Origin of the sequence: Reyranella sp., assembly GCF_050185545.1 — a bacterium.
Taxonomy (GTDB): domain Bacteria; phylum Pseudomonadota; class Alphaproteobacteria; order Reyranellales; family Reyranellaceae; genus Reyranella.
The window spans coordinates 1-11,465 of the sequence record NZ_JBFWZI010000206.1; the positions used below are offsets into that span (position 1 = coordinate 1).

At 64.5% G+C, this 11,465-nt stretch carries 9 protein-coding genes and 1 pseudogene; 8 read left to right on the forward strand and 2 right to left on the reverse strand.

Going from position 1 to position 11,465, the window contains the following annotated elements; genetic code table 11:
* Positions 1-723 precede the first annotated feature (723 nt).
* The 3 genes from AB7O82_RS32645 to AB7O82_RS32655 all read left to right on the forward strand — a co-directional run bounded on the left by AB7O82_RS32645 (position 724) and on the right by AB7O82_RS32655 (position 4,212).
* Positions 724-1,533, forward strand: coding sequence for a TIR domain-containing protein (locus tag AB7O82_RS32645; RefSeq protein WP_428621244.1), 810 nt, complete (start codon positions 724-726; stop codon positions 1,531-1,533).
* Between the two features lie 71 nt (positions 1,534-1,604).
* Positions 1,605-3,302, forward strand: coding sequence for a tetratricopeptide repeat protein (locus AB7O82_RS32650; protein ID WP_428621245.1), 1,698 nt, complete (start codon positions 1,605-1,607; stop codon positions 3,300-3,302).
* Positions 3,303-3,537: 235 nt separating this feature from the next.
* Positions 3,538-4,212 carry a nitroreductase family protein gene (locus AB7O82_RS32655; RefSeq protein WP_428621246.1) on the forward strand — a complete coding sequence of 225 codons (675 nt, stop codon included), beginning with the start codon at positions 3,538-3,540 and terminating at the stop codon, positions 4,210-4,212.
* A gap of 277 nt (positions 4,213-4,489) precedes the next feature.
* Here the strand turns inward: AB7O82_RS32655 and AB7O82_RS32660 are convergent, their stop codons facing one another.
* Entirely contained in the window at positions 4,490-5,116 is a 627-nt protein-coding gene (locus AB7O82_RS32660; protein ID WP_428621248.1) for a 2-hydroxychromene-2-carboxylate isomerase, read from the reverse strand.
* A gap of 46 nt (positions 5,117-5,162) precedes the next feature.
* Here AB7O82_RS32660 and AB7O82_RS32665 point away from each other — a divergent pair.
* Positions 5,163-5,289 (forward strand): annotated as a pseudogene (locus AB7O82_RS32665) (DDE-type integrase/transposase/recombinase); the annotation flags it as partial.
* A 103-nt stretch (positions 5,290-5,392) separates the two neighbouring features.
* Here AB7O82_RS32665 and AB7O82_RS32670 read toward each other — a convergent pair.
* Complete coding sequence (locus AB7O82_RS32670; protein WP_428621250.1) at positions 5,393-6,382, reverse strand: Bug family tripartite tricarboxylate transporter substrate binding protein; 990 nt, start codon at positions 6,380-6,382, stop codon at positions 5,393-5,395.
* A 721-nt stretch (positions 6,383-7,103) separates the two neighbouring features.
* Here AB7O82_RS32670 and AB7O82_RS32675 point away from each other — a divergent pair.
* From AB7O82_RS32675 to AB7O82_RS32690, 4 genes are all read left to right on the forward strand, one after another.
* The gene (locus tag AB7O82_RS32675) at positions 7,104-7,370 is read left to right on the forward strand and encodes a hypothetical protein (protein WP_428621251.1); all 267 of its coding nucleotides are present in this window, start codon (positions 7,104-7,106) and stop codon (positions 7,368-7,370) included.
* A gap of 27 nt (positions 7,371-7,397) precedes the next feature.
* Entirely contained in the window at positions 7,398-9,026 is a 1,629-nt protein-coding gene (locus tag AB7O82_RS32680) for a GMC family oxidoreductase (protein ID WP_428621252.1), read from the forward strand.
* Between the two features lie 235 nt (positions 9,027-9,261).
* The gene (locus AB7O82_RS32685; protein WP_428621254.1) at positions 9,262-9,567 is read left to right on the forward strand and encodes a hypothetical protein; all 306 of its coding nucleotides are present in this window, start codon (positions 9,262-9,264) and stop codon (positions 9,565-9,567) included.
* A gap of 169 nt (positions 9,568-9,736) precedes the next feature.
* Complete coding sequence (locus AB7O82_RS32690) at positions 9,737-10,660, forward strand: lytic transglycosylase domain-containing protein (RefSeq protein WP_428621256.1); 924 nt, start codon at positions 9,737-9,739, stop codon at positions 10,658-10,660.
* The last annotated feature ends 805 nt before the right edge of the window (positions 10,661-11,465 follow it).

Here is an 11,465-nt window from a genome sequence, read left to right on the forward strand (position 1 = left end):
CTTCCTCAAGAGTCTGACCGGTGACCAACCCAGAGTGGTTTACCCAATCCTGCCCGAGAGCGTTGCAGAGACACCCCGGCCTCAGCCTTGATGCGTCGACCGAAAGGCACGCGAACAGCGCTTGGGGGTGGGTCTGCAGACATGTCCGTTTCGGGTCATTCGCTTCAGTTGCAACGCTGTCGGGATTGGTCCGGTCTACTCCCGATAGCTGCCCAGCCGGCGCGCGCCTCAAGCCAACGCGATGGGCCAGTTTTGGCGCGTCGAGCGCAGGTCAACAGCGGCCCGACAACGCTACGTCGCACGATGAGCGTCGCAAGGGCTAGCGTGTTGGCGCTGTTGAGGTTCCGCCAGAGCTTCGACATCGCTCGGAAGCTCGTGGCGCGCGACCCGAGAAACGTCGACTGGCAGTGCGACCTTGTGCGATCGCACGTCAATCTTGGCACGCTCAAGTACGGTTAGAGAAAGCAGGTGCGGCGCGGCCACCTGCGCAAGGCGCGCGATATCCTGGCGGGCTTGGAAGAGTCCGGCCGACTGCCGGCGAACCTGCGATCGGGGATCGCGAGCCTCGACGCACTGCTGACTGCCGACGTTTAGGTCGGCGGGTACCCGCGTCGTGCCGCATCCGGACATTGCGAGCCGTCGCATGTGCATCCATCATGATCGTTGCTTTCCAACGACCACGAGTGGCGAGGCCTGTCCGGTGTCAACGAGGGGAAACCCGGCGTGAGCGCCCCGGATGTCTTTATCAGCTACGCATCGCCGGACCTGGCCCGGGCCGCGAAGCTCGACGCGCGGCTGCGCTCGGCGGGGCTCTCGGTCTGGTTCGACAAGGCGCGCCTGGAGCCGGGGTGCAGGTGGCACCAGGAGATCGAGGCCGCCTGCGAAGCCACGCGGGTGATGCTGCCGCTGATCACGCCGAGCTGGCAGAAGTCGGAATGGGCCCGCTACGAGACCTATCTCCATGCATCGGTCATCCCCGTGTTGGCCGAGGGTAGGGCCGAGGAGACTCTACCGCTGCCGCTGCGCGGTCTGAACGGCATCTCGCTCGATCCGATGATCGCGAGCGAGGAGCAGTGGCAGAAAGTGCTCAGGGCGATCCGGGACAAGCTCATCGAGCCCGTTCCTGAACGTACGCCTCGCCTGGTGCACCTGCCTCATGAGGCGAACCCGTACTTTACCGGCCGCGAGCACGACCTCGTGCGCATCCACGAGGAATTGCACACGGCGCCCGTCGCTGCATTGACGCAGGGAAGAGTGTGGGTGCTGGTGGGCATGGGAGGCATCGGGAAGACGACCCTGGCCAACGAGTACGCGCGCCACTACTGGCGGCTCTATCCGCAGATCCTCTGGGTCGACGCCCGGCGCGGTTACCAAGGTGAGTTCGCCCGCCTGTTCGACCGGTTGTTCCCCGACCGTTCAACGTCGGGGGTCAAGCCGGACGAAAAAGCGGTGCTGGCTCTGGCGCAGTTGAACGACAAGGCTGAATTGTGGCGCGACAATCTGGATGAGAACGCGTGTTGCCTCACCTGGTAATGTTCCCTTTGATTGATGTCGTTGCCTCACCACGATGCTCCCCATTCGCTTGGTGGTAAGACGTATCCGTCGTGCCGGAGGTCTACAGGAGAGGCGAGCCCGTGCGCGTCGCGTGCGAGGCGCTGGCAAAGCAGCTTGGCTACCTGCCGCTCGCTCTTGAGCAGGCTGGGGCCTTCATCGCAACCACGGTGCCGCGCGTGACCTTCGCGGCGTATCTGCGGCTTTTCCGGGAAGCGACGGAGAACCTGCTGGCACGGAAGGCATTGGGCTCCACCGACTACCCGGACGCGGTGATTGCTACCTGGCAAACCACTGTGGCGAAGTTGTCGCCGAACGCGCGCGCCGTGCTACGGCTGTGCGCCTGGCTTGCCGACACACCTATTTCCAGTGCTTACGTCCTGGATGGCGTCGACCACGTGGCGGCGCTTGCCGTCGCGTTCGGAAGTGCGTTGCCACGAGGCACGTCGAGGGCCGAGACCGAGTTGCAGCTGCGCGACTCCCTGAGCGAGCTGGCTCGGTATTCGATGATTCTGGATGTCACGGAAGAGGGATTTCGCCTGCACGGGCTGGTTCAGGCGGTGGAGCGGATCGAGGCGAAGAGGGTTGGGCAGGACGAGGATGCGCGTGACCGCGCCCTCGACAGGCTCGAGAAGTTATTCCCACCCGCCTACAACGATCCATCGGCCTGGCCGCTCTGCCGGCAGCTCATCCCTCACCAGCAGGCCGTCGTGGGTCGGTTCGCCTTGAACCATGCCAGCGCCAGCCTGGCAGCCTTGCTCAGCCGGGCTGGTGTTTTCCTTTACGGAAGTGGCGAGGCGTCGTCGGCGCTGCCGCTTTTGCGTCGGGCGCTGGAGAGCCGCGAGCGGGTACTTGGCAAGGAGCATCCGGACGCTCTCGAAAGCGTCAACGATCTGGTCGATTGCCTCCTGGCATTGGGCGAAGCGTCATCTGCGTTGCCGCTTTGCCGTCGGGCGCTAGAGAGCAGCGAGCGGGTGTTGGGCAAGGAGCATCCGCGGACGCTCGCCAGCGTGAACAGTCTGGCGGGTTGCCTGCAAATGCTGGGCAACTCGTCGTCTGCGCTGTCGCTTTACCGCTGGGCGCTGGAGAGTCGCGAGCGGGTGCTGGGCAAGGAGCATCCGGACACGCTCGGCAGCGTGAACAATCTGGCGGGTTGCCTGGAACGACGCGGCGACACTTCGACGGCACTGCCGCTTTACCGCCGGGCGCTGGAGAGCAGCGAGCGGGTGCTGGGTAGAGAGCATCCGGATACGCTCAACGCTGTGAACAATCTCGCGGCATGCTTGTTTGCGCAGGGCGACGCCTCGTGTGCGCTTCCGCTTTTCCGGCGGGCGCTGGAGAGCCGCGAGCGCGTGCTGGGCAAGGAGAACCCTCAGACTCTCATCAGCGTGAACAATTTGGCGGACTACTTCCAGTCTACGGGTGACGCCTCGTCTGCGCTTCCGCTTTTCCGGCGGGCATTGGAGAGCAGCGAGCAGATTCTGGGTAACGACCATCCCCTGACGTACATCAGTGCAAACAACCTGGCGGGTTGCCTCCAGGCAATGGGCGACGCGTCGTCGGCATTACCGCTTTTCCGTCTGGCGCTGGAAAACTGCGAGCGAGTGCTGGGCAGGGAGCATCCGCATGCATTCAGGATCAGGAAGAATGTTGCGAAGTGTCGCCAGGTTCTCTCGCATAGCAGGAACTCCGGCTGGTGGCAGAGTGCGCTCTTCCGCCTAAAGGGGTGGTTTGGCAGTGAAAAGCCTTAGCCGTCCATTCGCCATCGATCTGCACCAGACGCTGGTGCATCGACAAAGCGAGGTACTTCGAACGGACGACCCTGGTGTTGGGCGGACGCGGTTCTGGGATCGAGCTTAGGCGGCTGACCGCGCCGCTTCTTACGGCGGCGCGCGTTAACCTGCAGTTCTATGAAGCTGGACGCATGCCGAACGAAAGGCTTTCGCCCAGCCTTGGCGCGCGCTAGATCGCGCACCGGAGGCTTTCATGTCGAACGATTTCCCGCATCGGCCGCTCGAGTTCCTTCCCGTCCCCGGGGCCGAGATGACACCGCGCGCTCGCGCCTTTGCCGACGAACTCATGCGTCGTCGCACCGTGCGAGAGTTCAGCGACCGACGGGTCGATCGTGCCATCATCGAAGCCGCGATAGACGCGGCGCGCCACGCACCCAGTGGCACCAATCACCAGCCTTGGCATTTCGTCGCCGTCTCCGATCCCGTCGTGAGGGCACGGGTCCGCGAAGCCGCCGAGGTCGAGGAGAAGGCCTTCTACGACGGCAAGGCCACCGAGGAATGGCTGCGCGCGCTGAAGCCTCTGGGCACCGACTGGCGCAAGCCGTTTCTCGAGACGGCCCCATGGCTGATCGTGGTGTTCGCCCAGCAATGGGGAAACTGGCCGGATGGATCGCGGAAGAAGAACTACTACGTACCCGAGTCGGTCGGCATCGCCTGCGGCTTTCTGCTCGCGACCCTTCACCACGCCGGCCTGGCGACATTGACCCATACGCCCAACCCGATGGGATTTCTCGGCACCCTGCTGGGCAGGCCCAGGAACGAGAAGGCCTACATGATCGTCGTCGCCGGCCATCCCGCACCCGACGCGGTGGTGCCGCTGCACGCGCTGGCCAAAAGGCCGTTCGACGAGGTCGCGACGTTCGTGTAACGGCTGCGCTTGGTGGCTGCAGGCTGCGCCGCCCAGCACGCAGAACTTGGCGCAATGCGGGCGGTCCAGCGTCGGCGGGGCTCGGGGCAGTCCTTGTCGAACAAGAGATGCGTGCGGCTTCGGTAGTGGTACTCAAGGTATACCGACAGCACGCGGCGCAAGTGAGGTTCACGGAAGACGGCTCGTGCAGCTCGCCGTGGATGCGGGGAGCGCCCCTTCATGTCGAACCGTCGGCACATCGCGCGCAAGGTGGTCTGAGCGGGACCGCCGCGGCGCTTCAGCGCCGCGGCCATTTTCCGGCATAGGGCCGGGCAAGTGCGCGCTCGACCATCTCCAACCGATCCTGCCCGTAGAACATGTCGCCGTCGACGAAGTAGGTCGGCGAGCCGAAGACCGAACGGTGGATCGCCTCCTCGGTATTGGCCCGATAGGTTGCCTGCACCTCGGGAGCCAGGGCGAGGTCGAGCAGCGGCGCCGGATCGAAGCCGGCGTCGCGGCCGATGGCAGCCAGGGTCGATCGATCGGCAAGATCGGCATCGTGCGGCCAGTGGTTCTCCAGCAGCGCGTGGGCCAGCCTGTCGATATCGAGGCCGAGTCTAAGACCCGCGATCAGCATGCCGTTCGGAAGAGTGATGTCGTTGGTATGATGAGTTGGAATCCGGCCGATCCACGGCGCATTTCGTTCCTCGCTCCAGCGTTCGATCTCGCGATCGAAATAATATGCGACATGCGCCTTGCTGCGGCGGCCAAAGGGCACGGCACCCGCCTCTGCCACGACGCGGCGGAGATCGACTGGCCGGTGCGCAATCCGCCGGCCGGAGGCCGCGGCGATCGCCATGAAGCGCGCGGAGCCGAGATAGGCGAAGGCGGAATGCGCAGCGTAGAAATACTCGATCTCCTTCACGTCCTCTCCTCTCGCGTCCGGCGTCGACCTCTCTGGGCAACGCATTGAGGTCTACCTGAAGATCGATGGCCATCTGGTCCATTTGTGGCGTGCCGTCGACGCCGAAGGCGCGGTGCTCGATGTGCTGGTCCAGGCCATACCCGAATGCCGCGCTGAGGCTCATGCGCAAGCTGTCGAATCGACGCGTCGGGTGTGGCGGCACCTATCGACGCTCCCGTACATTGCTGCGCAATGCCTTGACGCCCCTCGGCCCTGACAAGGTGAGGTTCGCTCGCCCTATTCGGGCTTGAGACCGATCTCCTTCAGCACGGCCAGCATCACCTCGGTGTCGCGCTTGAAGCGGGCGTTGGTGTCGGCGAAGTTGAGCGGGCCCTTGATCAGGTAGTTGGTGCGGAGCTGCTGCACCTTCGGGTCGGTGCCGGCCTCGAACAGCGCGTCGGCGAGCTTCTTGGCGATGTCGGGCGGCGTCGCCGAGGGAACGGCGAAGGCGGCGAAGGCGCGCGTGTCGTAGAAGCCGCCCTTGGCACCCTGCTCCTGCATCGTCGGCGTATCCGGCCAGGCCGACAGGCGATCGCCCACCACGGCGATGATCCGGCCCTTGCCGGAGGCGATCACCGGCGACGCTCCGGCGGGGCTGCCCGAAGCGCCATCGAGCTGCTGGCTCGTCACGTCGGCCCACATCGCGGCCTCGCCGCGATACTGCACGATCTCGACCTTGAAGCCGTATTGCTTGGCCATACTCTCGATCAGCACATGCGGCGTCGAGCCGGCGCCGTAGGCGCCCCAGTTCACCTTGTCGACCTTCTTCGCGTAGGCAACGAACTCGGCGAGGTTCCTGGCGCCGGTCTTTTCGGCCGCCACGACGGGACCGCCGGTGCTGGTCGTCATCGCGAGGTAGGTGAAGTCCTTCTCCGGGTCGTAGGGCAGGTCCTTCACCGTGACGCGGTTCTGGATCAACGACGAGGATATGGTGCAGAGGATTGTGTAGCCGTCGGGCGCCGCGCGCTTTACCTCGACGGCACCGATGGCGCCGCCGGCGCCGCCCTTGTTCTCGACGATGACCGTCTGGCCGAACTTGCGCGCGAGGAAGTCGCCGAACGAGCGGGCGATGCCGTCGGTCTGGCCGCCAGCCGGATAGGGCACGATGATGCGGATCGGCTTGGAGGGGAAGGCAGCGCCGCCTTGCGCGGAGGCGCGGGTGAACAGGGCGGGCGTCGCCAGGACGCCGGTGGAGGCCGCGAGGATGCGGCGGCGAGTCGGATTCAAGTTGTTGCCCCGCTTACGATTTGGCGGGACCTTAGGTCAACGCGTGCGATGTGGGCAAGCGAAGCTTGGCCACATGCTCGCTGAGATGCCGATGAAATTGCCCGCTGGCCTGTTCATAGAGGCCGAAGGTGAAATGACTGTTGGCGTTGGTGGCGAGGCCCGACTGGATGGCGCAGGCGGCGGCGCGGTTCTCGGCGAGGCCGGCGTCCTGGACGAAATTTTCAAGACCTCGGCGAGCTGGCGAGCAGATGATCGAGGCGCAGCAGAAGACGGAAAAGGCGCAAGCCGGTGCGCATACGGGGAGCGCCCCATAGCGGGTTTGCCGTGCTCATCTTACGGATCAGGTCACGGACGTCGCGGTTGATGCCAGGCCGTCCCAGGTGGCGTGATCGCCGCTTCCAGTAGAGGCGGAAGCCTTTGCGATGCCAGCCGATCACGGTTGCCGGCGCAGGACGGTCACCTCGTGTCGCAGGGCGACGCGGCTCGAGTTTCAGCGGAAACGCGGCCGCGCAGCCGGAACGGCTGCGCGGACTGGTGACCGATTCCTCCTCCGCCTTGAGAGCCGCTGGGCCGCGATCGCCAGGGGAAGGGCAACGGCCTGCTGTTCCGTCGGGCGCCCCGCCAGCGCCGAGGGCCGGGGCAGTGTCGCGAGCGACTGGGAGGTCTTTGGCGCTACTTCCATCGAGAGGCAGCGGGATGGCGCGGCGGCACAGGAGGTGGGATGGAGGCGCAAGCCGACGAGCAAAGCGATGCTGCAGCCCATCCGGTACCGTCCCGCGGACAGTCGATGATGTCGTCGAAGCGCAAGGCCGGGGCGGCTAGCATCGGCCCGAGCAGGTCGGTCATTACAAAAGTGATCTTCCGGTCTGCTTCGCACGTCGATGCCGATCGAATCATCGGTACACGCAGCAGATTTCTGTTATTCAAGCCCTTGGTTAGCTTGGCTGCAGTCGATAGCGTCGATGCGCCGCGGTCGCCGGCTGATTGAGAGGAATAGCGGTTGGGGGCAAGCGGCATGAGCAGCGCAGCAGAGGAAGCCGGTGTTTTCGATTTCATCGTCTCCGGCGCGGGTTCCGCCGGCGCGGCCGTGGCCGCGCGTCTTTCGGAAGATGGCCGCTATGCGGTGCTATTGTTAGAAGCGGGGCCGCCTGATCGTAATCCGTGGATTCATATCCCGCTCGGCTTTGCCAAGACCTATGTCGACCCGAAGGTGAATTGGCGTCTTGAAAGCGAACCGCAGAAGCAGCTGAACAATCGGCGTCTTTACGTGCCACGCGGCAAGACCTTAGGCGGCACCAGCTCCATCAACGGCATGGTTTATATGCGCGGCCATCCGCGTGACTATGACACGTGGCGCCAAGGCGGTTGCACGGGCTGGGACTACGATTCGGTGCTGCCCTTCTTCAAGAAAGCCGAAAATCAGGCCCGTGGCGCCGATGAGTTTCATGGAACGGGTGGACCGCTCAATGTCTCTGACCATGATGCCACCTCCGAGTTGACAGAGGCGTTGATCGCGGCCGCGGAACAGGCGGGCATTCCGCGCAATCCGGACTTCAACGGAAAGGTGCAGGAAGGCGCCGGATACTATCAGACAACCACGGGCGTCAATCGGCGCTGGAGCTCGGCGCGCGCTTATCTGGCCCCGGCCAAGCGGCGTGCCAACCTGAGTATCCGCACCAATGCGCAGGCGACGCGCGTGGTGATGGAAGGCAAGCGCGCTCTCGGTGTCGAGTATCGTGACCCGAGAGGGTTGAAGCTTGCCCGTGCGCGGCGCGAGGTGATCGTCGCCGGCGGTGCATATGGATCGCCGCATTTGCTGCAATTGTCAGGGCTTGGTCCGGGCGAGCACTTGAGGGCGATGGGCATTCCGGTAGTGCGGGACATGCCGGCGGTGGGCGCCAATCTGCATGATCATTTCTGCTCCTATCTGATGTGGCGTTGCACTAAGCCGGTCACCTTCAATGATTTGGAAAATAGCTGGCCGCGAAAAATTGTGGCCGCCCTCCGCTACGGCCTGTTCCGCAATGGGCCCATGGCAGTGAATGGCATTCGCGCAGGGGTTTTCATACGATCCGATCGACGCCTGGAACAGCCGGACTTGCAGATTAATCTGCTGGAATGGAGCACGCTCGAGCGCTCCAAGAATGGCGTGATTCCGCATCCCTTTCCGGGCTTCACGCTGGGCCCTGTGCATCTGGCACCAGAGGGGCGCGGCACGGTGCGCCTTGCAAGCCCCGATCCGCTGGCCGCACCGGCGATCACCTTCGGCTTCCTCGCTTCGGAATATGACATGCGCGCCATGGTGGCGGGAGCGAAGCTGGCGCGGCGGCTGGCGGAACAGCCCGCGCTGAAGCCCTTCGTCTCCGACGAGTTGATGCCCGGTGTTTCCTGTGTCAGCGATGCCGATTGGGAGCGCTTCGTGCGCGAAACGGGCACAACGAATCATCATCCCGCGAGCAGCTGTGCCATGGGCGTTGGCAGCAATAGCGTGGTTGATCCGAGGCTACGCGTGCACGGTGTGGCGGGGCTACGGGTGGCGGATGCTTCCATCATGCCATCCGTGGTAGCTGGCAACACCAATGCGCCTTCCATCATGATCGGTGAAAAGGCCGCAGCCATGATCTTGGAAGACGCGCGCACATGAGGCGAGACAACTTGAGGTCAGCTGGCGACGATAGGGTGGCGAAGCGGCGCTATGCAGATCGCCGCTGACAGAATCGGCAGTCTACGGATGACTCCGGCGCGGCGACAACGCGTGGGAAGACCGAGCATTGCTTGAGTGCGCACTTCGCCTCTTCGAGGCGATGAAGGCGAGGGGCTGGATCGAGGAAACTTCTCGGCCATGCGCCTAGGATCGAGGAAACCAGGGAAGTCGCTAAATGGCTGCCCTCCAATTGCTCCAAACAATGGCCATCCGCACCGCGCTCACCGTATTGGGCCAAGAGGAGTTGAGGAAGGACGGCACCTGCGAATCGGATTTCGTCAGGTCCACAATCCCGTCGCGCGCCATGCCACTCGGCGTTGGAGAGACAACGACGGGGGCGATCGTCGCGATGTCGCTGTTCGCCGGACTATCCGTCGGTGCGGTGGCTCGGGTGGAGCCGGTAGCGGAGATTGTGCGGCAGTTGATCGAGGAGGCAGAGCTATCGCTTGGAGCGAACCGCAGGGCCGGGCCGCCAGCGTAGCGAGCGTGGGTCGGTCCGGCTGGAGTCCGTTCCGAGCGGATCGTGCTATACGGGCAGGTAAATGCGTTGAAGGAAACACCGGTCAGCGCCGTTGCCGCCATTGAGGCAGCGAGGAATTGATCGGTCTCCCTCGCGCCTGCGAGCTCGACAGGCATGGTAAGACGACCAAATGGTTCGCACTCGGTTTGTGGAAGCTGTCGCCGCTGCGGCGCGCCGGTGCGGCGAGGCTGCCAGTATTGCCTTCGCCCTTATCTGCGCCGTGCGGCCCACGCTCGCCGAGCCGCCGGGTGTTCCTGCGGCAGCGTCGCGGCCGTCGGTTGACGCAATCTGCCGCACGTTGGCCCAGGCCGCGGCGGCCAACGACCTGCCGCTGGAATTCTTCGCCCGACTGATCTGGCAGGAGAGCCGCTTCGACCCGTCGGCCGTCAGCCCGATGGGGGCGCAGGGCATCGCGCAATTCATGCCCGCGACGGCCGCGATGCGCGGTCTGACCAACGCCTTCGAACCTCTGCAGGCGCTGCGCGAGTCGGCGAGCTACCTGCGCGAGCTACGCGTCACCTTCGGCGGCAATCTCGGCCTGGCCGCGGCCGCCTACAATGCCGGTCCCGCCGCGGTCGCAGCCTGGCGTGCCGGCCGAGCCGCCCTGCCGTTCGAGACGCAGGCCTATGTCCGCCTGGTTACCGGCTACACGGCCGAGGCCTGGACGGCACGGCAGATACCACAGATGGCGTCACCGCCACCGCTAGTGGATACGCTGATCGGGGCGCGCTGCGTCGAGTTGGCCAATGGTGTGGTCAATCATGCCGTCCCACGCCGCGACTACACCGCCGACCCGGCCTGGGGACCTTGGGGCGTGCAGATTGCCGGCAGCTTCTCGGAAGGGGACGTGCTCGCTCGCTTCGAGCGGGTGCGCCGCCGTTACGAGGCCGTGCTGGGCGACCACCTGCCGCTGGTTGTACCGGGCCGCCTGACCGACGCCTCGACCTACGTCGTCCGCATATCGGCGAAGAGCCGCGCTGACGCCGATGTCCTGTGTGCCCGCCTGCGCGCCGCCGGCGGCGCCTGCATCGTCCTCAGCAACCCGCGCAGCTAAGGCCAACCCGGCTGAGACCGCCGTCTAGTCGATCTAGACGGCCGTGCCCCGACGCGCCCACAAACCTGCGGTGTTCGTGCACCCCTCGCAACAAGGAGACGCTTGCCCCGGGCAAATGCGTCGGGTAATTTTCTAACACAAGGGGCGCTCGGAACACCGTTGGATTTCAGGTTCGTTCGCTCCGCCACTGATCCTAGGCGAAACATTCTCCGTCGAGAATCGAGCGGCCGAAAAAGCCCAACGTTCGCGGGCTTTTGGCGACAGACCTGTTGACTACGCTCCGCTGGCTCGGGGCCCGATTTGTCTCTCTCCGGCCCATTGTCTCCAAAGCTGATGACTGCACAGATTCAGTACGCTTCTTGTAAGTCTTTGATCTAGCGTACCTTTTTGAGAGGCCGAAAAGCGCACTTCGAAAGCGAATCTCGGTTGGGTGCGCGATCCTGAAATCCAAACGGAGCACTGGGAAAGTCGAGTCTTCAATACGCGGCAGACGAGCCGACGAGCAGCAGAGATAGCTGTCGTTCACGTCCACACCGGGCCCCGCCAGATGCAATGAGTCCGGACAGGTGACCGACGCCATCAATGATGAACTCCGCCATCGAGACCATCCCACCATCTCATTCTGCGCTCTCATCTCCGCTACCCGGCGATGTTGCGCGCCCTCGTCGAGCGTGACTGGGTGGCCCCGCGTTTACAATGGGCCCGGCGCCGTGTGGCTTCCTACAGTGCCAAGATCGCCAATGCCTATCAGCGGCATGCTGGCGCCAGCGACAGCGACATCGCGGCCGAGCAGGTCCAGGTAGCG

Coding starts and splice junctions, on each gene's coding strand:
- AB7O82_RS32655 (WP_428621246.1), top strand. CDS start 3,538: ATGTCGAACGATTTCCCGCATCGGCCGCTCGAGTTCCTTCCCGTCCCC.
- AB7O82_RS32685 (WP_428621254.1), top strand. CDS start 9,262: ATGGCTGCCCTCCAATTGCTCCAAACAATGGCCATCCGCACCGCGCTC.
- AB7O82_RS32675 (WP_428621251.1), top strand. CDS start 7,104: ATGGAGGCGCAAGCCGACGAGCAAAGCGATGCTGCAGCCCATCCGGTA.
- AB7O82_RS32690 (WP_428621256.1), top strand. CDS start 9,737: ATGGTTCGCACTCGGTTTGTGGAAGCTGTCGCCGCTGCGGCGCGCCGG.
- AB7O82_RS32680 (WP_428621252.1), top strand. CDS start 7,398: ATGAGCAGCGCAGCAGAGGAAGCCGGTGTTTTCGATTTCATCGTCTCC.